The organism is Staphylococcus sp. HMSC62D11 (assembly GCF_001839145.1).
GTDB lineage: Bacteria > Bacillota > Bacilli > Staphylococcales > Staphylococcaceae > Staphylococcus > Staphylococcus lugdunensis.
Genome location: NZ_KV840199.1, coordinates 72089 through 96619, shown reverse-complemented (window position 1 = coordinate 96619; position 24531 = coordinate 72089). Strand labels below are relative to the sequence as shown.

Annotated in this window: 19 protein-coding genes; 7 read left to right on the top strand and 12 right to left on the bottom strand. The window is 34.9% G+C overall.

Going from position 1 to position 24531, the window contains the following annotated elements; translation table 11 throughout:
• Positions 1-49: 49 nt before the first annotated feature.
• The 4 genes from HMPREF3267_RS10705 to HMPREF3267_RS10690 all read right to left on the bottom strand — a co-directional run bounded on the left by HMPREF3267_RS10705 (position 50) and on the right by HMPREF3267_RS10690 (position 7015).
• Positions 50-2215: an RNA degradosome polyphosphate kinase gene (locus HMPREF3267_RS10705; RefSeq protein WP_002478653.1), complete on the bottom strand. Its 2166-nt coding sequence runs from the start codon at positions 2213-2215 to the stop codon at positions 50-52.
• A gap of 92 nt (positions 2216-2307) precedes the next feature.
• The gene (gene ppx, locus HMPREF3267_RS10700) at positions 2308-3846 is read right to left on the bottom strand and encodes an exopolyphosphatase (protein ID WP_070823880.1); all 1539 of its coding nucleotides are present in this window, start codon (positions 3844-3846) and stop codon (positions 2308-2310) included.
• Positions 3847-4155: 309 nt separating this feature from the next.
• On the bottom strand, positions 4156-5703 hold the full coding sequence (locus tag HMPREF3267_RS10695) for an AbgT family transporter (protein WP_062078080.1): 1548 nt from the start codon (positions 5701-5703) through the stop codon (positions 4156-4158).
• Between the two features lie 235 nt (positions 5704-5938).
• Positions 5939-7015, bottom strand: a complete 1077-nt coding sequence (locus HMPREF3267_RS10690) for a M42 family metallopeptidase (protein WP_070823879.1) — start codon at positions 7013-7015, stop codon at positions 5939-5941.
• 165 nt (positions 7016-7180) lie between these two features.
• Between HMPREF3267_RS10690 and HMPREF3267_RS10685 the strand changes: the two genes are divergently transcribed.
• Positions 7181-7636 (top strand): DUF1307 domain-containing protein, encoded by a 456-nt coding sequence (locus HMPREF3267_RS10685; protein WP_002478656.1) that lies wholly within the window; start codon positions 7181-7183, stop codon positions 7634-7636.
• Between the two features lie 369 nt (positions 7637-8005).
• Here HMPREF3267_RS10685 and HMPREF3267_RS10680 read toward each other — a convergent pair whose 3' ends face one another.
• From HMPREF3267_RS10680 to HMPREF3267_RS10660, 5 genes are all read right to left on the bottom strand, one after another.
• The gene (locus HMPREF3267_RS10680) at positions 8006-9286 is read right to left on the bottom strand and encodes an O-acetylhomoserine aminocarboxypropyltransferase/cysteine synthase family protein (protein ID WP_002492429.1); all 1281 of its coding nucleotides are present in this window, start codon (positions 9284-9286) and stop codon (positions 8006-8008) included.
• A gap of 529 nt (positions 9287-9815) precedes the next feature.
• Positions 9816-10646, bottom strand: a complete 831-nt coding sequence (gene phnE / locus HMPREF3267_RS10675) for a phosphonate ABC transporter, permease protein PhnE (RefSeq protein WP_002478658.1) — start codon at positions 10644-10646, stop codon at positions 9816-9818.
• Positions 10643-11449, bottom strand: a complete 807-nt coding sequence (gene phnE, locus HMPREF3267_RS10670; RefSeq protein WP_002460370.1) for a phosphonate ABC transporter, permease protein PhnE — start codon at positions 11447-11449, stop codon at positions 10643-10645. Before phnE (HMPREF3267_RS10670) ends, phnE (HMPREF3267_RS10675) begins: the two co-directional genes overlap by 4 nt.
• A 1-nt stretch (position 11450) precedes the next feature.
• Entirely contained in the window at positions 11451-12224 is a 774-nt protein-coding gene (gene phnC, locus HMPREF3267_RS10665; protein WP_002460368.1) for a phosphonate ABC transporter ATP-binding protein, read from the bottom strand.
• 125 nt (positions 12225-12349) lie between these two features.
• The gene (locus HMPREF3267_RS10660; RefSeq protein ID WP_002460367.1) at positions 12350-13303 is read right to left on the bottom strand and encodes a phosphate/phosphite/phosphonate ABC transporter substrate-binding protein; all 954 of its coding nucleotides are present in this window, start codon (positions 13301-13303) and stop codon (positions 12350-12352) included.
• A 246-nt stretch (positions 13304-13549) separates the two neighbouring features.
• Here HMPREF3267_RS10660 and HMPREF3267_RS10655 point away from each other — a divergent pair, with 246 nt between their 5' ends.
• Together HMPREF3267_RS10655 and HMPREF3267_RS10650 are read left to right on the top strand one after the other, a co-directional pair.
• Entirely contained in the window at positions 13550-15073 is a 1524-nt protein-coding gene (locus HMPREF3267_RS10655; protein WP_062078078.1) for a hypothetical protein, read from the top strand.
• A 16-nt stretch (positions 15074-15089) separates the two neighbouring features.
• Positions 15090-16628 carry a bifunctional metallophosphatase/5'-nucleotidase gene (locus tag HMPREF3267_RS10650; RefSeq protein WP_070823878.1) on the top strand — a complete coding sequence of 513 codons (1539 nt, stop codon included), beginning with the start codon at positions 15090-15092 and terminating at the stop codon, positions 16626-16628.
• A 253-nt stretch (positions 16629-16881) separates the two neighbouring features.
• On the opposite strand, the gene HMPREF3267_RS10645 is transcribed toward HMPREF3267_RS10650, so the two are convergent.
• Positions 16882-18459: an FMN-binding glutamate synthase family protein gene (locus tag HMPREF3267_RS10645; protein ID WP_002478661.1), complete on the bottom strand. Its 1578-nt coding sequence runs from the start codon at positions 18457-18459 to the stop codon at positions 16882-16884.
• A 315-nt stretch (positions 18460-18774) separates the two neighbouring features.
• Between HMPREF3267_RS10645 and HMPREF3267_RS10640 the strand changes: the two genes are divergently transcribed.
• The 4 genes from HMPREF3267_RS10640 to fetB all read left to right on the top strand — a co-directional run bounded on the left by HMPREF3267_RS10640 (position 18775) and on the right by fetB (position 21899).
• On the top strand, positions 18775-19539 hold the full coding sequence (locus HMPREF3267_RS10640; RefSeq protein ID WP_070823877.1) for a CPBP family intramembrane glutamic endopeptidase: 765 nt from the start codon (positions 18775-18777) through the stop codon (positions 19537-19539).
• Positions 19540-19561: 22 nt separating this feature from the next.
• Complete coding sequence (locus tag HMPREF3267_RS10635; RefSeq protein ID WP_062078074.1) at positions 19562-20341, top strand: CPBP family intramembrane glutamic endopeptidase; 780 nt, start codon at positions 19562-19564, stop codon at positions 20339-20341.
• Positions 20342-20467: 126 nt separating this feature from the next.
• On the top strand, positions 20468-21130 hold the full coding sequence (locus HMPREF3267_RS10630; protein WP_002460359.1) for an ABC transporter ATP-binding protein: 663 nt from the start codon (positions 20468-20470) through the stop codon (positions 21128-21130).
• Positions 21123-21899: an ABC transporter permease gene (gene fetB / locus HMPREF3267_RS10625; RefSeq protein WP_002478664.1), complete on the top strand. Its 777-nt coding sequence runs from the start codon at positions 21123-21125 to the stop codon at positions 21897-21899. The genes HMPREF3267_RS10630 and fetB overlap by 8 nt, the downstream gene beginning before the upstream one ends.
• Before the next feature lie 490 nt (positions 21900-22389).
• Here the strand turns inward: fetB and HMPREF3267_RS10620 are convergent, their stop codons facing one another.
• Positions 22390-23853, bottom strand: a complete 1464-nt coding sequence (locus HMPREF3267_RS10620; protein WP_002460357.1) for a HAMP domain-containing histidine kinase — start codon at positions 23851-23853, stop codon at positions 22390-22392.
• On the bottom strand, positions 23846-24523 hold the full coding sequence (locus HMPREF3267_RS10615) for a response regulator transcription factor (RefSeq protein ID WP_002478666.1): 678 nt from the start codon (positions 24521-24523) through the stop codon (positions 23846-23848). Before HMPREF3267_RS10615 ends, HMPREF3267_RS10620 begins: the two co-directional genes overlap by 8 nt.
• Between the last annotated feature and the right edge of the window lie 8 nt (positions 24524-24531).

Genomic DNA, 24531 nt, shown 5'->3' with positions numbered 1-24531 from the left:
AACCATCTTTGTGCTATTATTTTGGGATTTATATGCCATGCTGTTTGTATTATCGTTTAAAGGTATCACGGAGTTTCTTAACCCAACCAGCGCCTCGCTTAGAAACGACGGGAACTCCTGAAGGCTGGGACGCGAGCTTTTTTAATTGTTTACCATATTTAATTGCTTTTTGCATTAAATAGGCTTGTGAATTTAAAGGTGACATATCGTTTTTAATATAGTGATATTGACCATATTGATCTTGATAACGTCCCTTTTGATTGTCTGATAATTGTAAGTTCATATAGTCTAGTAATCGTTTGGCAATGTCGTTATCTTCAACTGGGAATAAAATTTCAACACGTTTAATCATATTCCGAGTCATGACGTCAGCGGAAGAAAGATAAATACGTTGGTCTCCATTATTATAGAAATAATAAATACGAGAATGTTCTAATAATCGTCCTACAATACTAACGACTTCAATATTCTCACTTATACCAGGAATTCCAGGTTTTAAACAACATATGCCACGAATAATCAACTGAATTTTAACGCCTGCTTGAGAAGCTTCGAACAATTTCTTGATGATCGCTTTATCAGTTAATGAATTCATCTTCATGATAATATGGCCATTGCCATGTTCGTGGTGACTTTTAATTTCTTTGTCGATACGGTCGATAAAGACATCACGAATATCAAATGGTGCCACGATTAATTTGTTATATACGGGCTTAACGGAATAGCCACTTAAATAATTAAAGAAATTAATCGCGTCTTCCGCAATTTCTTTATTTGTGGTAATAATACCCATATCTGTATAGAGTTTAGCTGTTTTATCGTTATAGTTACCTGTACCTAAATGTACGAATGAAGTTAATGTTCCATGAGTACGTTTTACTACAAGTGCAATTTTACTATGTGTTTTTAAGTGTGTCATACCATAAATGACATGACAACCAGCATCTTCTAACATACGTGCCCAATGCACATTATTTTCTTCATCAAACCGCGCTTTTAATTCTACAAGTACAGTCACTTGTTTACCTTTTTCGGCAGCTTCTTTTAAACTTTTAATAATTGGTGAATCTTTACTTACGCGGTACAATGTTTGTTTAATCGCAATTGTATCAGGATCATCTGCAGCTTCGCGAATAAAGTCGACAATCGGTTGAAATGATTCATAAGGATGATGGAAGAAAATATCGCGTTTTAAAGCTAATTCATAAATATTATTAGTACCTAAAGAACGCGGTACTTGTGGTGTATATTGCTCATAAGTTAAGAATTTTAATTTGTGTGATAAATGGTCTACCAAACCAAATAAAAATGTTAAATCGAGTGGTCCATTAACAAAATACACGTCATTGTTCTCAACTTCTAACGTATCAATGAGCCATGGAATATCGTCTGAATTAGCGGTGCGACCGTCAACCTCTAAACGCACAGCTGAACCACTTTTACGTTCTTTCAAGAAACGTTCAATTTCGATAAGTAAATCTTCAGCACCATCCTCATGAATGGTTAAATCGGCGTTACGTGTAATACGGAATGTAAACGTATTTAAAACTTCGTATCCCGTGAATAGATAATTGATGAAATAAGTAATCACATCTTCAACCATTAATACATATTGTTTTGTACCTTCATTGAGTGTAATGAACCTAGGTATTAATGACGGAATTTGAACAATAGCAGAATTTATCGCATCTTCCGTATCAATATCAACGAAGATATTTAAGCTTTTATTATTTAATTTTGGAAATGGATGATATGCATCAATACCTAAAGGTGTAAGCGTAGGCAATATGGTTGTCTTAAACTCTTGTTCAAGACGAGTTAATAGTTGGTTGGATAATTGTTCAGGTTGAGACATTTCGATATCATATTGTCGAAGTTCTTCGATAAGTTCATTATAGCGCTCATATTGTTTATCAACATATGTGGTATTCTTTTCTTGGATAGCATCAACTTGTTCTTGCGGTGTCATTTGTGCTTTATTTTCAGGCTTATCATATCCCATTTTAACTTGGTCTTTTAAGCCAGCGACCCGGACCATAAAAAATTCATCTAAATTAGAGCTAAAGATAGAGATGAAATTTAACTTTTCTAATAAAGGATTATTATCGTCATAAGCTTCTTGTAATACACGATAGTTAAAATCTAACCAGCTAAGTTCTCGATTGTTGTAATACTGCGGTAAATTGATGTTATTTTCTCCCAATTGATTTTGCATTGTCTATACACACCTTGTCGTTTAGTCATAATTTTTGTTATATACGTACGTGCTATGGCAGTTTTACCTAACATAAAGATAGCATAAGAGTTTTAATATTTTGTAAAGGTGATGGCAACTTTACCCTTTAAGACTTTTTCTATATGTTTTTTTTGGCGCATTGCCTGATACTTTTCAGCAATAGGTTCACCTTTATGGTAAACGATGAGTTCAAAATCTTCTTCAGCTTTTTTCAATGGTTTCAATGAGACATCTTCTACAAAGCTTGTGTGTGAAATATTGAGTGCATTGACAAACTTAATAATGCCTCCAAGAATTTGAATGGTATCGATCTCTTTATTTCCAAACCAGTTTGTCTCAGTACAATAGAATTTTAGCAATGATTTATTTTTAAAGCTGGCAAGTAGGGCTAGTTTCACACGGTCTTTATGTGTATAACCATTAATCATTGAGTTCGCAATAATATAATAGCTATGCGGTGAGCTTGAATCTGAATCGATAAAGCTACCTAAGTAATAGATATACGCGCCTTCTTCAAACAATCGTTGCTCTTTATCGCTTAAATTGAACTCTGAATATTGCATGATCTGTGATAATAGGGATTTAGCTAATTTAAGTCGACTCGCAGAGCTACTTTCTTCAATTTGATATTCATTCGCAAGAAAATGGATAGCTTCTTTACGAACGTTATATTTATCAAAAACATCTGTATAACGGTCACGAATTTGTTTAATGATGTAGCCTTCACGTAACCCATTTCTTGAAAATGTAAATTGAGTTGCGTTTACTTTTTTATACAATGCTTTAAATACGCAAAAAGCTGGTAAAATAATATCAACTCGGTCACGACTCAGTCCATCTAGATTAGTTAAGTCATCGCGGTCACTTTTGCGTATGATATCTAGCACTTCCTCAATATCATTATCAGACATTGTGTAATTATGTACGCCACCAATTGGATAGGAGTGTTCCGATTGATGAATACGAGCCACGTTTCGTGCAGAACCACCCACACCGACAAGGGCTACTTCTTTATCTTGTAGCCAAGATAATTCATCAAATTGTGAAGAGATGAATTTTTCCATATCTTTAATAGCTGATTTGTTGTTGTGCGCTTTATTTTCAAAAAACATACGTGTAAGTGTAACGACACCAAAAGGAAAACTATGTGATTCAACTAATTCCTTATCTTTAAATAATGTTACTTCGGTTGAACCACCACCAATATCAACGGATACACCGTTAGCAATTTCTGTTGTATGTGTGATGGCATAAAAGCCATAATAGGCTTCATCTAGTTCTGGAATGATTTTCATATCAATATTTAATTCTTTTTTGACCTGTTTGATGATGGCGTTTTTATTTTTAGATTGACGGATAGCTGCTGTTGCAATCGGATGTAACTCGGTAACGTTAAATTCTTGCGCAACTTTTTTAAAGCTTTTAAGCGCTTCAATGAGCACTTTAATACCGTCTTTGCTCATTTCCTTTTTAGATGTTAAGTATTGACTTAGTCTTGCCGGTGTTTTAATGTTTAGTATTTCATTCAAGCCAGCTGTTTTGCTAAATTTAAAAATGACTAATCTAATTGTGTTAGATCCTATGTCAATTAAGCCGATGCGTTCTTCCATTGTATCCTCCTATTGCCTTTGGATAGTCTATTAATTATGATTACCCTCTTTACTATTATTCTACATTAAAATCCTTGTTTTTATAATAAATTAGTGGGAATTTTAGTTGAATTTCATTGTATCTTTCTCGGAATAATTATTTTCAAATTGAAAATGAGGTGGGGCAACAAATAAAAGCACAAAGATGATTTGAAATAAAAAATCGTCTTTGTGCTTTTTTGATAATCCATACTTTGTGTTATGGGCTCGCTAAGGAGGCAACTTGCTTATCGAATTTTTTCTATATTTATGTCCAAACTGATTATACTGCTAATTTGCTTTTATTGGACCTCCAGGACCTACTGGAACGCCTAGTAAATACCAAATAATGAGGAAGAGCGTCCATACAATGGAAAGGACAATTGTGTATGGCATCAGGCTAGATAATAAGGAGCCGAGTTTCATATTTTTATCGTATTTTTGCGCATATGTTAGTAGTAAAGGCATATACGGCATCATTGGCGTTATTGGATTGGTAATAGAGTCGCCAACGCGATAAATCATCTGGGTAAACGCAGGATGAAAACCAATTAACAGCATCATCGGAACAAAGATAGGTGCCAGAATACCCCATTTTGCAGAGGCACTGCCAATCACCATATTGACCAAGCCGCTTAATATTAAAATACCGATAATTAATACGATACCATGTTGACCTTGTAATAAATTTGCGCCTTTAACTGCCACAATAACACCTAAATTACTCCATTTTAAGAAAGCAAGCAATTGTGCAGCAAAGAACACGATCAGAATAAAAGAACTCATTGTAGCTAACGAATCAGAAATCATCTTTCCTAAATCTTTAGTAGATTTGATTTGTTTACTAAGGACGCCATATATTACACCAGGAATCAGGAAAATGACGAGTATCACTAATCCTACGCCATTAATCAATGGCGAATTATCGATGAGACTACCTGTCTTTGGATTACGCAACCAGCTGCCTTCAGGAATAGCGCAGATAATTAATGCGACAACTAGAACGATAAATGAGATATTTGCCCAACGTAATGCACGTTGTTCAATCGGTGTAACCGTTGATGAAGGTTGGTCTGTATCGTCTAACTCAGCCTTACTATCATCGTATTTACCTAAGTGCGGTATTACTAATTTTGTTGTTGTAAAATACAACGTAGGTATAAGCATAAAGACGCTTGCGGCAATAAAGTACCAATTCATAGCAACATTGGTGTTCACTTTATCTGTCACAATTTTAGTGGCTGGATTTGTAAATGCATACACTAATGCATCTTGCATGCCAATAATTAAGTTTGCGCCAAAGCCACCTAATGAAGAAGCATATGCCATGGCTAGACCAGCAATAGGGTGATAGCCAATTTTAATGAATAACATTGCAGCTAAGGGTGGTAAAATGACGGTCGTTGCATCACCAGCAATACTGCCCATAATACCGATAAATATAATTGTTGGCAGAATGAGCTTTTTAGACGCATGATTAACGACTGATATTAAAAGCTTGTCAAAGTAGCCAGATTTTTCTGCTGCGCCAATACCAATCATTACAGCTAATACGAGTCCAAGCGCAGGAAATTCTGAAAAGTTCTTAATGGCATCATTCATAATCATAGCAATACCGTCAGTACTGATGATGCTTTTTATATGAATCGTATGGCCATTACCAGGATGTTTGACTGATACATTGAACCAAGAAATGACCCAAGTCATTACGGCTAATAGTACACACATCATAAAGAATAACACTGCAGGGTCAGGAAGTTTATTTCCAACCCATTCCACGCCATTTAAAAATCTTGTGATAAACGATGCTTTCTCTTTACGTTTCACACTTGAGGGCATGTCATCATCCTCCTTTAAGATAACACCCAGTATATCAAATACAATAACTAAATAAGCGAATATTCCGATATTTTATAATTTGTTTTACTTATCGTGTGTAATAGCACATAATAATATGATTTAATTTTAATCTTTTAAAAGATGATTGGTCTTTGGAACAATATAAAAGAAGATGACTTTAGAAAAAACACGTCTGACAGCGTATGAGGATGTCAAACGTGTTGACCCAAGTAACTTACCACACAATTTGTTGATAGGTCTCGTCATTTAAAGAACGAACAATTTCAGTAATAAGTCGAACTGAGTTTTCATAATCATCTGTATGTAAAACAGAGACATTAGAATGCATGTAACGCAAGGCTACACCAATTGTGATAGTTGGAATGCCTTCATTTGCGACGTGAATACTACCGGCATCGGTACCACCACCTGTTGTAGTATCCCATTGAACACTGATATAATGCTTTTTCGCAACTTCTTTAATATGTTGACGTAAGCCTTGATGAGCTATGCTTGAGGCATCCATCATAATTACTACAGGACCATTACCTAGTGCGGTTTCACTTGTTTGACCCGACATACCAGGAATATCATAAGGCACACATACATCAACTGCGATAGCTAAATCGGGTTTAATGGTTTGAGCTGCCACTTTAGCACCACGTAAACCTACTTCTTCTTGGACTGTAGCACCTGCGTACAGATTAATGCCAAGGTTTTCATCTTTAAGGTTTTTTAATACTTCAACTGCTACAGCACAGCCATAACGATTATCAAATGCTTTGGCCGTCAAATATTTACTGTTGGCTAATGTTTCAAATTCACTATATGGCGTAATCATATTTCCTACTTCGATACCATGCTGCTCAACATCTTCACGGCTGCGTGCACCAATATCAATAAACATGTCTTTAATATCAACAGCCTTTTTACGCTCTTCAGCTTCAAGGACATGGGGCGGTTTAGATCCAATAATGCCTCGTATTTCTTGTCCTTGATCCGTTGTAATTGTCACTTTTTGCGATAGCATGACTTGGCTCCACCAGCCACCAATGGGTTGAAACTTAATAAAGCCTTCATTATCAATTTTCGTAACAATAAAGCCAATTTCATCTAAATGACCTGCTAACATAATCGACTTAGTTCCATACGTAGCTTCTCTTTTACCAAAAATGCCACCCAAATGATCTTCAATGATACTATCACTAATTGGGTTTAGATAATCTCTCATTGTTTCTTTAACTTGCATTTCTTGACCAGCGATACCATTAACATCGGTTAATGTCTTTAATAATTCTATCGACGCTTTCATATGTATAACCCCCTAAGCTTGGAATAACTACATTGTAACATGTTTTGTTTTAGAAAATAAAAGTATATAGAATTTTCAAAAAATGCATAATAATCATTACATACAAGTTCTAAATTTTTTATATAGTGGTATAATAAAATAAACTAAAAATGAGCAGGTGAAGGTATGAAGAAGTTTATAGCAATGATAGCCATTGTTGTTATTACAATAGTGACTTTATCAGCATGTGATAAAGAGCGCACAAAGACATATGAAGGGGACATTGATGGTAAGCATGTCATTACTTCATTAACCTATAAAAATAATAAAGTGATATCACAATCAACAATAAGCACTTTAAAATATGATGACATGGGCTTATCAGAAAAAGAAGGAAAAGCATTATTTAAGAAACACAAAGCTTTAGAAAATGCTAAAGGCGTCGACTACCGTTTAACGAGTGAGCGGGATAAAATAGACGAAAAAGTAGATATCGATTATAACAAAGCAGATATCCAAAAAATAAAACGCAACTTCGACTTATTTTCATACGACAAAAACAACCACAAAGTCAACATGGAAAACAGCGTCAAATACCTCAAAAAACTAGGCTTCGAAGAAAAAAGCAAAATGACCAAATAGGGGCCAACAAAGAAAATTTCGAGAAGAAATTCACCAGGCAAAGCAAGTTGGGGTGGGGCCCCAACAAAAAGAAATGCGACAAGCATTTCCGCGAACAACGCAAGTTGGGGTGGGCCCAACAAAGAGAAATGTATCAAGCATTTCAAAAAGATATTATTTTTGATAAGTACTTAAATGACGTTTGGCAATTTAAAATAAAATTAAAACAAATTTAAAGTGACTCTCCAACATGTGTATTTCTTGCAATTTACATGTTGGAGAGTCTTTTATATAACTTATACATTATATTTTTAGAGATTATAAATAGAAAAACTAAGATTATCTATGGCAAAAACGTTTATAATAGATAACCTTAGTATATTTTAATGCTTAAACGGTTTCTAATGCTTGTGCTAAATCATTAATAATATCATCAGCATTTTCAGTGCCAATTGATAAACGAACCATTTCAGGTAATACGCCTGACTTGCGTTGTTCTTCCTCAGATAATTGTAAATGTGTTGTGCTTGCAGGATGAATAACTAGTGATTTAGAGTCTCCCACATTTGCTAAAAGTGAGAAAAGATCTAATGCATCGACAAAACGTGAAATATCTTCAACGCTACCATCAACACCAAATGTTAAGATGGCGCCTTGACCTTTAGGTAAATATTTTTCTGCCAAAGCATGATATTTGTTATTAACTAAACCAGGATAATTTACCCAAGTTACTTTAGGATGTTGATCTAAAAATTGTGCGACTTTGAGTGCATTTGCGGAGTGACGTTCCATGCGTAAATGCAAAGTCTCTAAACCAATTAAGAATTCATGCACATTGTAAGGTGATACGGCTGAGCCTAAATCACGTAAAAGTTGGACACGTGCTTTTGTAATATAAGCAGCTTCACCTACATCTTTTGTATAAGAAACACCGTGATAACTTTCATCTGGTTCAACTAAACCAGGGAATTTACCATTGTCCCAATTAAATTTGCCACTATCTACAATAATACCACCAATAGACGTACCATGACCGCCAATAAATTTTGTAGCTGAATGTATCACGATGTCCGCACCAAATTCAAAAGGTCGGCATAAATATGGTGAGGCGAATGTATTATCAATAATTAGTGGGATGCCATGTTGGTGTGCGACATCAGCGACTGCTGTAATATCTAATACATCAATTTTAGGATTACCCATCGTTTCAGCATATATTGCTTTTGTGTTGTCATTAATTTGTGCTGCAAAGTTTTCAGGGTGGTCAGGGTCAACAAAATGGACCGTAATGCCAAGCTTTTTAAAAGTGACATTTAATAAGTTGTATGAACCACCGTAAAGGTTAGATGAAGCAACGATTTCATCACCAGCATTGACAATATTTAATAGTGCCAATGTAATTGCAGCTTGGCCTGACGATGTAGCCAGTGCGCCAATACCACCCTCAAGCGCTGCAACGCGTTCTTCGAATACATTTTGGGTTGGGTTCATAATACGTGTGTAAATATTGCCAGGTTGTGCTAATGCGAATAAATCTTGGGCATGTTGTGTATTATCAAAGACATAACTAGATGTTTGATAAATAGGTACTGCACGTGATTTTGAAAAATCGTCAATCTCTTGTCCGGCATGTATCGTTTGAGTTTCAAAATGCCAATTTTGGTTTGTCATAGAAGGATCTCCATTTATTATTAGAATATTCAGATAATTAAGAACATCATTATTATAACGCACACTTATACTAATTCCAACTTATTTTGTAAGAATTTAAAACTTAAGTATAGATTAGAAAGAAAAATGTTTCGGACAAAAAAGAAACATCAAAATACATATATCATTTGAATGTATTCAAATTGAGTTTTTATTAATAGTATATGTTGCGTCCTATTAGAATCATTCATAAGGGTTTTCGTTCATTTCGCTTAGTGGTATTTATTAAATTATACGAAAATGCCTTATTTTTTAAAAGTATGTTGATGTAAAATTACATATAAATATGACGTATTTTGGCGAGACTCCTGTGGGAACAGGACAAGCTGAAGCTGTCCCCTAAGAAGGTGAGCCAACAATTTTGACGTAGAGCCTAAAAATAAGGAGTATTAAATATAAAGAAAGCACAAAGATGATTTTTAATTTTAAACCATCTTTGTGCTATTACCTTGGAAATTATGTTCCAGCTTGATATGATCAATGTTTTAAGTTATACAATTCGTTTACGGATTGCGCCGGAGATTAAATCAACAATCGCAACCATTATCACTAAGCCAATTAAAATGATTCCAACACGATCCCAAGATCGTGTTTGTAAAGCAAAGATTAATGGTGTACCAATACCGCCTGCACCAATTAATCCTAAAATTGATGCTGAACGCAAATTAAGCTCAAAACGATACAGAATTAATGATAAAAATGACGGTAATATTTGTGGTATAACAGCAAATACTAATGTCTTTGTCTTATTAGCACCGCTTGCCTTTAATGACTCCACAGAAGTGAAATCTAAGCTTTCAATGTCTTCTACAAAGAGTTTTCCTAGCATTCCAACTGAGTGAATACCTAAAGCAAGAACCCCAGAGAAGGAGCCAGGCCCTACAGCTTTAATAAAGATGAGTGCCATGACAATTTCAGGGAAGACACGAATAACACTTAAAATAAATTTCGTTGTGCCTGTCACTGGTCGTAGTTTGACTAAGTTATTGGCTCCTAAAAATGCGAATGGAATACAAATAATTGCCGCAATAAAAGTACCAATGACAGCAATGGCAAAGGTTTCTAGCAGACCGCGTAATAAATCTTCTCCTTCAGGTATATAAATATATCCTAAATCTGGATGGAATAATCCTGAAAAAATTGCTTTTAAGATTTCTACAGATTTGCTTTTCAATTCAAGGGCTGGCATACCAGCAAATCCCCATATCACAATGAGGGCAACCACGATGGCGATAACCCAGCGTTTAATCACACGTTGCTTTTGTCTCTTAGTGCTTAAATTATATTTAGGTGATTGAAAAGTTTGTGGCTCGTGTGTCATGCGAGTTGTTCCCTCACTTTCGAACTCACATAGTCAATAATAACAACAATGACTAAAGTGAATAAAATAATCATAGCTGTACGAGGGTACTGGAATAAGCCGAGTGTTGAGTCATAGAACAAGCCAATACCACCTGCGCCAACCAGTCCTAATACAGCAGAAGCGCGAATATTAATTTCAAATGCAAATAATACATATGAAAAATATGTAGAAATAATTTGTGGCACGACGCCAAAAACAATCCATTTAGTTTTATTTGCGCCAACTGCAGTCATGGCTTCCATTGGGCCAGGTTCAATGGTTTCAATTGCTTCGTATAATAACTTGGCTATAACACAAATTGTTAAGATGAATAGGGCAAGTACCCCTGGAATTTGGCCAATACCAAATACAGCAACAAAGATAGCAGCTAATAATAAATCAGGTATTGTTCGAACAATGTTCAAAATAAATCGTGCAGGAATGGTAATCCATTTTGTACGGATAATATTACTGGCACAAATTAATGCGATAGGAACAGAAACGATAGCACCTAAAAATGTCCCAACGATTGCCATGCGAATCGTATCTAACATTGGTTGCCAAATTGCTTTTAAATAACTCCATTCAGGTGGAAACATTTGTTTGAAAAAGTCTCCGATTTGAGGTACACCCACCATTAAATCTGAGAAGCTAAAGCCCGTATACACGAAACTCCAAATGACTAAGACGGCAACGATTAGTATAGAAAAGCTTGTCTTTAATGATAGTTTTTTGTTTAAATATTTATCATATTTGTTTGTAGATGTAGCAGGAGATGTCATTTTAATTCACTCCTAGCTTTTCGTCGGCTTTTAATTGACGACCATAGATTTCATTAAATACTTCTTCAGTGGCTTCTTCAGCGGGACCATCATATACGAGTTCACCATCGCGCAACCCTATAATTCTCGTACCATATTCTAGCGCTAAATCGACAAAGTGAAGATTAATTAAAATTGTAATACCTAATTCTTCATTGATTTTCTTTAAATCATCCATTACTTGCTTTGTTGTCAGTGGGTCAAGTGAAGCAACTGGTTCATCCGCTAGAATGATAGAAGGTTCTTGGGCGAGCGCGCGCGCAATCGAAATACGTTGTTGTTGACCACCTGATAGTTCATCCGAGCGTTGATCAAATTTATCCAAAATATTGACGCGTTCTAATGCATCCATTGCTTTTATTTTATCTTCTTTAGGAAATAGGCCTAAAATCATTTTCCAGGTAGGATGATAACCAACTCGGCCACTTAAGACGTTACGCAATACGGTAGAGCGTTTTACTAAGTTAAAATGTTGAAATATCATGCCGATATTACGACGCATCAACAGTAGTGATTTTCCTTTTGCTTGTGTAATTGATTTTCCTTCAATTGTAATATCCCCTGATGTGACATCATGTAGGCGATTGACAGAACGTAGTAGTGTAGATTTACCTGCGCCTGATAATCCAACGATGACTGCAAAATCTCCTTTTTCGATATTTAAATTAATATCTTTCAAGCCGACATGTCCATTCGGATAGACTTTGCTCACATCTTTAAACTCTATTTGACTCATGTTATAACACCTTTCTCTAATAAGGTTCACTTTGTATAAAGTTATAAAGAAAAGCTATGCCAAAATTTGGCTTAGCTTTTCAATTGACGTTCTTTATCTATGATTCAGTAGAAAATAACAACCAATTATTGCATATCTTTTACTTTTTTCTCGTATTCTCTAACAATATCGAAGTCAGAATCTTTCGCATCTGTATATCCTTCATGTGAATATACTTCACTGATGATTTTATGACCTTCTTTAGTTTTTGAGATATCTTTAAATGCTTTTTTCAATTTTTTTTGGAAATCTTTATCCATATCTGGTCTAACTGAAATTGTATCGTTTGGAATTGGTTTTGTTAATTCTAAAATCTTTGTATCTTTGAATACATTTGGTTGGTCTTTTTTAACGACATTACGTGCATCTTGGAATACTGCTGCAGCATCCACATCGCCATTTAATAATGAAATAATCGATTGGTCATGACCTTTCATATTGACGATTTTCATATCTTTTGTTGCGTCAATACCAGCTTTTTCTTTCAATGTAGCAATTGGGAAAGTATAACCAGCTGTAGATGTGACGTCTTGTAATGCAATTTTTTTCCCTTTTAAGTCTTTTAAGCTTTTAATGCCTGAATCTTTTTTAACTAAGATTTCTGATTTGTAGTCCTTAACAAGCTTTTTCGTAGGTGATCCATCTTTGTTCACACCAAAGCGTTGTGCTTGTAATAACAAGTCAGCAGCTTTCTGATCATGTGCTAATGTGTATGCGGTTGGTGGTAAGAAACCAACATCGACTTTTTTCGATTTCATCGCTTCAACAATCGTGTTGTAGTTTGTAGATACGGATACTTTTACTGGAATGTCTAATTCTTTGGATAGTAGCTTTTCAAGTGGTTTTGCTTTTGCTTCTAATTTATCCGCATTTTGAGATGGTACAAATTGGACCGTTAATTCTTTTGGTTTGTAGTTACCTTTGCCTGATTCTGAGTTGGAACTTTTGGAATTGTTATCTAAAGAACTGTTACCTCCACAAGCAGCTGCAAAGATAACCACCGATAACACGAGTAGTAGAAGATATTTAACGTGTTTCATATAATAACATTGCCCCCATTCACTATTTTGCAATATGTATCTATGTCTTTAATATCGACAATTATAGAGTAGCACACTATACTATATGTTATGTGTAGATTTCGTTAACTTTTTGTTAAAATTAAATAAAAATTATTTAAAATCGGTAAAGATATATAAAATATCATTAATAGTAACCCGTTTGTGTGTGATTTTTAATATACTGCTGGTGTGTGAAAATAAGTTAATAAAAGGAGTTAGACAAGTATGAAAATGATAAAAGTTGTAAGCTCTACTATAGTTGCCTCAGCATTAGCATTATCCATGTTTCCATCTACACAAGCAGCTGAAACGAATACAGCTTCACGCACAGTTCTATTTGATAATTCTCATGGACAAACTGCTGGCGCGGCTGATTGGGTTATTGATGGTGGTTTTTCTGATTATGCGGATTCAATGAAGAAACAAGGTTTTGCTGTTAAATCACTAGATGGGGAAGCAAATATTAGTCAAGAGTCATTAAAAAATAGTGATATTTTAGTCATACCAGAAGCGAATATTCCATTTAAGACGACTGAACAACAAGCCATTGTGAATTTTGTAAATCATGGTGGAAGTATCATTTTTATCTCAGACCATTACAATGCAGATAGAAATTTAAACCGCATTGATTCTTCTGAAGCTATGAATGGCTATCGTCGTGGTGCCTATGCGGATATGACCAAGGATATGGATCAAGGAGAGAAACAATCTAAAGCAATGGCAGGTGTTTCAAGCTCAGACTGGTTAGCCCAAAATTTTGGTGTGCGTTTCCGTTATAATGCTTTAGGGGATTTGAATACATCTAATCTTGTCTCAAGCGATGAAAGTTTTGGCATTACTAAAGGCGTTAAATCTGTGTCTATGCATGCTGGTTCAACACTTGCTATTACAGATCCTAAAAAAGCAAAAGGAATTGTATACACACCTGATCACTTAGGTAACAATGCGAAATGGAGTCATGCAGTTGACCAAGGTGTTTATAATGGTGGAGGTAAAGCTGAAGGTGCCTATATTGCTATTGCAAAGGTAGGTAAAGGAAAAGCTGCCTTTATTGGAGACTCCTCATTGGTAGAAGATAGTTCTCCAAAATATTTACGTGAAGACACGGGTAAAACAAAGAAAACGTATGATGGTTTTAAAGAAGAAGATAACGCACAATTGTTGAATAACTTAACTTCTTGGTTAAGTAAGAAAGAAGCAACACCGAATTTAGCTAAAAGTGGTGTAAAATTAGATAAAGCGACTGTGTTACATGATTTTGAACAGCCACAAAATTCAACAGAACCGCAAAAAGAACCATGGTCACAACCACCTGAAGGTTATCATTGGTACGATCGATCAACGTTTGCGCCTGGTAGTTATGGCAGTACAAAATCTACTAAAGATGATGGTGATAAACAACCAGGAGACCAACCGGCTGTGCAAAATGTAGCCTTTGCTATTCCTAAAGATGTGCAAGCTAACATGCCATTTAACATCACGATTAATTTGTCACAATTACCGGCTAACCAATCATTAGATAATTTGAAATTAGGAATTTATCAAGATGGTGGTAAACAAATCGGTCAATTTTCAACGGATGGTAAATCATATAGTAATATCGGCTATGGTTCACTTCCAACCATTAAAGTCAATAAAGATGGCACAGCTTCAGTGACGATTTCAGCAAAGGTAACGGAGTCTTTAAAAGGGGCTAATATACGGTTAAAGCAAGGAGATAAAACCCTTAAAACTGAAAAATTGAAGTAATGGAGGACAACATGCGATGACACAACTTGCATTTTACATTTTAAGTGATATACATGGTTATATTTTCCCAACAGATTTTAAACAGACAAAAGGTTATAAACCGATGGGGCTATTATTGGCGAACCACATAATTGAACAAGATTGTCAGCGCTATGATGCTAGCTTTAAAATAGATAATGGTGATTTTTTACAAGGTTCACCTTTTTGTCATTACCTTGCTACACATATACATTCTAGCAAGCCATTGACGGATATCTATAATCGTATTGGTTTTGACTTTGGTACATTAGGAAACCATGAATTTAACTATGGTCTTAACTATTTAACTCAAAGTATCAATCGCTTAAATTATCCAATCCTTTGTGCCAATATTTTAAAAGATAATAAACCATTAACAGAACAAGGAATCATGTATATTAAGAAGCAAGGATACAATATTGGTATTATTGGTTTAACGACACAATATATTCCACATTGGGAACGACCAGAGTATATTCAACACTTAACATTTAATAGTGCAGTTCAAACGTTAGAGGACATATTACCTCAAGTACGTGAACAGGCTGATATCGTGGTTGTTAGTTATCATGGGGGCTTTGAACGTAACATTGACACGTATCAACCAACTGAAGTATTAACTGGAGAAAATGAAGCGTCTGAGATATTGCAGCGCTTTGGGTCGGACATTGACGTGCTTATTACGGGGCATCAACACCGTGAAATTGCTGCTATCAAGCACGATACAGTTATTCTACAACCAGGAACACGTGCGACACAAATTGGTAAAGTTACGCTAACATTCAATGATCGAAGACAATTGGTTCAGCGTACAAGTGAACTGTTGCCAGTGCACGATGACAGCGCTTTTAAATTAATCGATAAAGATAGTCAATTAATGAGTGATGTGGACACGTGGTTAGATACGCCGATTGCTGAAATTCAGCAGAATATGATTGTTGACGAGCCATTTACTGCAAGAATTGCACCGCACCCTTTTATTAATGTGTTACTACATGCATTATTACAAACAAGCGGCGCTCAAATAGCAAGTACGGCATTATTTGATTCTGCGACTGGCTTTGATAAGACCATTACAATGCGTGATATTATCAATAACTATCCGTTTCCAAATACGTTTAAAGTATTAGAGATGACGGGTAAGGGCATTCGTGAAGCATTAGAACAATCAGCACGCTATTTTGATCTTACGGACAGCGGGGATGTAGGTATTAATGACACGTTTTTAAATCCTAAACCGCAACATTATAACTATGACATATTTGGAGGCGTATCATATAATATTAAAGTGAGAGAGCCTATGGGGCATCGCGTGCATGATATTAAAGTGGAAGGACAGCCATTAGTCGAAGATAAGATCTATACCGTTTGTGTAAACAATTATCGTGCTGTAGGTGGCGGTGATTATAACATGTTTGCAGAAGCAAAGGTGGTTAAAGATATACAAGTGGAGGGTGCACAGCTATTAATCGATTATCTAACGCACCACAATTTAAATAACATGCCACAAGTTGTGGATTTTAAAGTAGAAATATAATTCAGTAATAACTATGAGCCTGGGACATCATTATGTTTTAGGCTATGAATGCCATATATTGGCAGTCGTTGACTGGATTGAAAATATGCGTATACCAAGCTTTTTCAATCCGAGTCAATCTTGCCGGGGCGGGACTACGAATTCATAATGAATTCTGTCCCGCTCCTTTATTTTTGGCTTTGTTTATATTTTATTGTGAGACTTACTAACGCTTATTACATGTTGTAAAAAGAAATGTTTAACGCTTCTTAACTTATGGCTCCAGAAGTTTAAGTTTGTATGTGTCTATGCTTTGTAACGTGCCATTTTGTTGTTGATGTATGATGTGTTGTGCTGTGATATTTGTTGGATTGTTAACACCAACTGCTGCTGCGATGTTGTATAAGCCTTCATGTAGACTTGTGATGTAATTGGTTACGCGAAATGTTTTTTCTTCTACAATGAGCGCTTTTTCCTTTTTAGGATCTGTCGTAGCAACACCTACTGGACATGTGTTGAGGTGACATTGTTGACTCATAATGCAGCCGACACTAATCATCATGCCTCGAGCAATATTAACTAAATCAGCGCCTAATCCGAGTGCAATGGCGATTTTGTCGGGTGTGATTAGCTTACCTGAAGCAAAAATCTTAATTTTATCCCGTATACCATAGCGTTCAAGCATGCCAGACACAATAGGAAGTGCTGTAAATAATGGTAGGCCAACGCCATCTTGTAATTCTTGAAAAGTAGCGCCCGTACCACCTTCGCCACCATCAACAGTAATAAAACTAGGATACTTATCTAAACGTATCATTTCTTTCACTAATATTTCAATTTCATCAACATGACTCACTACAATTTTAAAGCCAACTGGTTTTTGTCCAAGCTGTTTAAGTTCATCAACAAAAGTGATTAATTCTGCTGCATTTGAAATAAAGTTAAAACGGTTTGGTGAATTAATTGTTTGAAACGGTTTGACATTGCGTATTTGTGCAATCTCTTCAGTCACTTTATTTCCTTCCATATGACCGCCACGGGTCTTGGCACCTTGTGCAAGTTTAAGCTCAAATGCTTTGATTGCCGATTGATTCACTAATTTTACAAATTCATCTTTACTAAAATTTCCCTCTTGATCACGGACACCAAAAAGGCCAGGTCCTATTTGAAAAATAATATCCCCACCACCGGACAAATGATAATCAGATAAGCCACCTTCACCTGTGTTCATCCATGTGCCAGCACGTGCTAACCCCTGAGATAGTGCTGTTATGGCACGTTGACCTAATGCACCATAACTCATGCCAGATTGTCCAACTAAACGTTTAACGATGAACGGATGTGCTAAATCATTGCCGATGACGACAGCATGCTGATCATCAAGTTGAAATGGTTTAATATCAGCTGGTTTGCGATGTTCGTCTCGTTTAAATAACCGCTCATTATCAACTTGATAAATAAATGTAGAAATCATATGTTGGTTATCAATAACTAGTTCAGTTGACTGTAATGGAAACATTGCATTTTGTATGTAAAACCCATGTTCATAGTGCTTCAACGTACCAAAACTGGTCATTCTTGAGTTATATTTTCCGGCAATAACAATATTTTTATAGTCGACACGTGAGAACGGCTTGCCTTCGGTATCATTAGCATATAAGTATTGACGCATTTCGGGACCAATTTTTTCTGAAAAATAACGAATTCTTCCTAATAAAGGGAAGTTCCTTAATACGCTATGTTGTTTCTGATGTTTGTCTTTAAAGAGTAACCACAGCCCTAATAAAACAACGAATAATAGACAGCTTACTATAATAACATTTACAATAAATTGCATTGTTGTTAATATCATTCTTTATCCCCCCGTTATCTCTGTAATGATTATTGTACATTATTTATATGGAAAAACAATGTAATGTTCCACTAATATAAGGATACAAGTTAATGATCATTAAGCATAAAAGTAGTACAACGTTTAAATATGACATATGAGAAATATAGTGACTGTCTATTTTTTAAAATTGATTTACTTATTTTTTAATGTCAAAATAATTAACATTTTCATAATTTAAGGAACATGGTAAAGTGAAATGTGAACAATACGCGGAGCATGGTATCAGCACGATGTTGGTAGCCATGTGATAGCTTCAAATGAATGAGGTGACCTATGCAGACATTAAATACATATAATACACGACAACCCATTGATGCGCACGTAAAGAAACGATTGTTTTGGGTAATTCCAGTTTATGTCTTCTTAAAGGTTCTCATGCCTATCATCATAGTATTTGGCGTCTATGGTATCTGGGCGGTATTAACACAAGATAAACCAACACAAGTTATTTATCCCATTGCATTAACATTGAGTTTCATTGTTGCGGAAATTGTGACGTTGAAATGCTTTTTCTTCTTGTATCAGCAGAAATTAAGAACAATTTATCAACGTTTAAGTAGTGATATCAAACCTATGCTATGGCCAATCGTCATTGTAAGTTGTTTAACATTATTGGCTTATTATGGCGGTCAATGTATAGCACATCATCTTAACCAACCTTGGGGGTTTCAACACAGTCAATCTGAGCAGTACTTATCTGGTATGTTTACGCATCCTCACGCATTACCATTTGTCTGGGTATCGATGGTTGTCTTAAGGCCGTTGGTTGAAGAACTGATTTTTCGCCATTTATTCATACACGAATTAGCGAAGTGCATACCCATGGTAGTAGCCATGATATTCAGCATCATTGCCGATGTTGTAGCTCATTCCTATTATTATCATTCTGTTCTGGAAATTGGAATTTACAGCCTTATTCCTATAGGTGCTGTTATCATATATAGATGGTCACAACAAAATTTATTAGCAGCATATGTATATCATAGTATGACGCAATGTATCATCTTTCTAGTGCTTAGCTACCAAAGTTATCTTTAAGCATAAATTAAAGGAGTTTATTATGAATCATAGAATGACAAAAAATAACAGAATTTCATCAATGACATATCATCAAAATCCTTGGCGACAACCCCAGATGGTTAAACGTGATTTTTTACTGATACTTGTATACGTATTAGGTAATATGTATTTGCCATTTATATTAGCTGACGCAATCAATTGGTTATCATTTACTTTATTGCATCGGCCAAGTGGTTTAACTTATACTTCACAACTTTATGCTTTATTGGCACAATTATCTGTAGTTTTGATTTTTTGGACCTTACATTATCGTGCACTTTTAAACACTGCAATCGCTCGTGTGAAGCAATTACAACGATATATTTATCTCATGATTATCGTCTTGTTGGTCATGTATGTAGCGAATATCGTCTATGCCAACGTAATGCAATTTTTACCAGAACATTGGCAATTTCATGATACGCAGAATGAACAAGAAATTAGAAAACTATTTAGTAATATCAAGGTATGGCCGTTATTATTTTTAAATATTGTAATTATTACACCAATAGTTGAAGAGCTGCTATTTCGTCATTTATTAATTCATGAATTAGGTAAGAAATTGTCATATCCAGTAATGTCGATTATTTCAATCCTGCTATTTGCTGGTATTCATGTCACTGACGCAACATCGCCATTTGAAATCGGACCTTATTTAATTATGGCAACCAGTTTTGTGGTGGCATATAACATGAGTGGTCGCAATTTAGCAGTAACAATAGCGTTACATAGTTTTAATAACTTACTTTCATTTATTTTGACACTATTACAATTTTTATAATTATTGTAAAGGCTAAGAAACATCATTATTACATGCTTAACCATAGTTTTTTGTTGTTAATTCGTCATTGATGATACCTGAAAATAAGGTACGATAGTAGTAAGACATAATAAGGAGCGATGTTACGTGTTATTAGAAATTAAACATCTATGTTATCAAGCAACACGTCGTACAATTTTAGACAATATCAATTTCCAATTGAAAAAAGGGGAAACTGTAGCCATTGTAGGACCTTCAGGAAGTGGGAAGAGCACTTTGTTAAAACAAATAGATAACTTAATCAGTCCGACAAGTGGCGAATTATTATTAAACGATAAACCGTTCGATGCATATGAACCAGAAGTATTGCGCTCGAAAATAAGTTATCTGATGCAACAAAGTGAACTTTTTGGCCAAAATATTGGTGATAATATGCGTTTTCCAGCGATGGCCCATTCAGATGAGTTTGATGAAACTAAAGCGCTACAATTACTTCAACATCTTAATTTAGGACATTATAATTTAAATACACGCATCGAACATTTATCAGGCGGTGAGCGACAACGTATTACCATAGCTAGACAGTTGATGTATCAACCCGAACTATTATTATTAGATGAAGCGACTAGTGCCTTGGATACCGCCAATAAGCGAATTGTAGAACAGCTCGTGTTCGATTTAGCCAAGACCGGTGTAGGTGTTATGTGGATTACACATAGTGATGATCAGAGCATGCGTCATTTCGACAGACGAATTACGATTGTTGATGGTCAAATTACTAAGCAAGAGGAGTTGAAGCACAATGAGTAATACAGCCATTTGCTTAACGGCATTATTGTTAATCATACCGATTGCCATTTCGTATAAAGAAGGCTTACATATTATTAAAGATTTAGTTGTAGCGTCACTACGTGCGACCATCCAATTGCTTATCCTAGGTTTTCTATTGCATTATATTTTTGAAATAGATGCCACGTGGTTACTCTTACTTGCAGTATTTATCATTATAATTAACGCTTCATGGAATACATTACATAGGGCTTCAAAAGTGATGCATCACGTCTTTTGGATTTCACTCATTGCGATTATCATTGGGACAGCTATTCCATTGACGGCTATTATTTTGACAGGTGCGATAGACTTTAAACCAAATGAAGTCATTCCAATCAGTGGTATGTTGGCAAACAATGGGCTTATAGCTATTAATTTGGCATATCAGCATTTAGACCGTGCCTTTGTTAAAGATGTAAATGATATTGAATCTAAGTTAACGTTAGCTGCATCGCCAAAACTTGCGTCTAAAGATGCTGTACGTGATAGCATTCGATTAGCGATTGTTCCAACCATTGATTCAGTTAAAACATATGGTTTAGTGTCAATTCCTGGGATGATGACAGGCTTAATTATAGGTGGCACACCGCCATTAGAAGCGGTCAAATTTCAATTGCTTGTTGTCTTTGTTCATACGACGTCTACCGTGATGTCAGCGTTAATTGCTACTTATTTAAGCTACGGTCAATTCTTTAATGCGCGTCATCAGTTGGTTGCACGTGATAATGACATTGTTGATGAAGCATAATGACATCGTCTTTAGCATCTAGAAGCATTTTAATGATTGTTTTCACATATCTGAATAAATCATAAGTTAGGATGTATTCAGAAGATTCTTGTATCAGTGTAAGTTAAACAATGTAATCATTTTTGAAGAAAAGGTACCTCTTTAATTTAGTTAAGATGTCTATACTAAATTAAATAAAAGGGCCTTATTTTTTAAAAAAATATTTAAACATATGTAAGCGAAGTGTTTTGGTTGGGTGCTTGCGAAAGCAGTATAAGATGAAAAAAGCGCAAAATTACAAATACTGTCGATTAAGGTGGGCTGAAGCTATTCTCAAAGAAAGCGAGTTAATAAAACGTTATATTAGCATAAAAGAAGCCAGGAAATGCATTTGTGACAACACATTTACTGGCTATGATGCTTCAGTTGTGATTTCCCAGATTTTATAATTTTGGCGTTGATGTTATAGGTCTATAATCCTAGGATGAATAATTTAGTCACTTCAATGATGTTAGCTTTTGTCTTGTAACATAATATGAAAGTGAACGCCTTGCGCTGTTGGTTGTAATTGTATTGTTCCATGGTGATAGTTGACGGCATCATTGATGATGGATAAACCGAAGCCATGGCTTTCGCGATCTTTCTTAGTTGTATATGTTTCCTGAACTAATGATTTAAAATCAGTATGTGGCAGTCCAATACCATCATCTAAATAATCGATAATGAGCTGTGTACCGTATACCTTCAACTGGATTTGAATATGTGGATTCTCATTATTATGTTCAAGACTATTATTGATTAAATTAATCATTAGACGTTCAAAATAAAGCTTATTGCCATAAAATGTCTTGTGTGATGCTGTGTGAAAGTATACGTCTATATTGTCATAGCCAATCACATTAATCACTTTATTCATCGTTGATTCAACGGGGAAAAGCTCTTTACTATACTGTATCTGGTTGGTTTCAATATCAAATGTTTGATTTAAACTTTCTAACAGTTCAGTCATAAATGAGGCTTTTTGTGTAATTAAATTTACATATTGTTGTGTTTCACTATCGGCATGTATTAATTTCGCATAACCATAAATGGTTGTTAAAGGTGATTTTAAATCATGGGAGACTTGGCTAATCCATTTAGATTTATAATAAGTCATTTGATTATGATAAAATTTATCATTTAATAATTGTTGTGTTAGATGTGACAAACTGTGATGTAATTCTGGATAAGTATTAATAAAGCGCTTCAACTTACTTTTTGTGGTAGGTTGGTACAATTTACCATGTGCTAGATGGTTAATCCAATGAATATAATAAGACATTGGTTTTGTTACACGCTTTGTTACAAAGAATGTAGCAATAACAATTAATACAATACTGAGTAACACATAAATCATTAAAACAGTTAAATAGAACTTTCCACTATTTTCAAATCCTTTGCCCAATTCATCATCATCTAATATAGGTTTAGGGTTGGGATTCTTAATAAAGCTAAGATGATGCTGATTTAATTTATAGTCCCATTTATTATAATCTTGAGAAACAATGCTCTCTAATAGTTGATCTGTCTTAATTTGATGTGCATTGTTAACACGAGTTGTTGATTGATTTGGATAAAAATAGACCATATACGTGCCTTTCTTATTTGATACAGCATGTGCATAACGCAAATTTTTAAGAATTCGAGACTTCAAGTTTTGTCCTTTTTTTGTATGAGGATATAGTATATTTCCCGCAGTATCCGTAAAATAAAGCGAAACGTTGTGTTCGGCTGCCAAATCCTTTATATGTTGATTGGGTTCTTTGACAATATCATTTGCAATTAAATAATCAGGATCAATAGTATTGATATCACTATATATGCGGTCATAAGTTTCAATTAACAAATATACTACGAATACGACACCTAAAATAATATTCGCAAGCATAAATAATGTCATATATTTTGAAAATTTAAAATTAAAACGTTTATTCATAGGCATCTTCCTTATAAATATAACCTTTACCGCGTACGGTTTGAATAAAGGTAGGTTGATTAGGTTGGCGTTCTATCTTTTTACGTAATGTTCGAATGTGAACCATTAAAGTATTATCATCTACACCGGTATCATAGCCCCAGACATGCTCATATAATTGCTGTTTTGTCAGTACTTGATTTTTATGACGGATAAAATAAATAAGCAAATCATATTCGCGGGCAGTTAATGGTACAGAATGTCCATTTACTTGGACATCCATGCTGTTAAAGTCGATATCTAAATAATCATAGTGGTAAGTTGTGCAGGCATCTGAATGAAGATGTAATGAAACCCGATAATACAGCTCCATTGGATCAAAGGGTTTTTTAATGTAATCTACGGCTCCTTTTTCAAAGCCTTTATATACATCCAAATTGGTATCTTTGGCTGTAACTACGATAACATTAGTCACCGATAAATCAATATATTTGAGCAATTGGTAGCCATCCTCAGCGTGTAAATTTAAATCTAGTAATACAACTTGAAAGTTAAAGTCATGCAGTAAGGTCTTTGCATGATCAATGTCATAAGCCACTTTTATTTGTTTAATTCCTTTAGTCGTAAGGGACAATTTCATCAGTTCATTAATATCTTTATCATCTTCAACAATTAGGACATCTATTGTCATATATAACA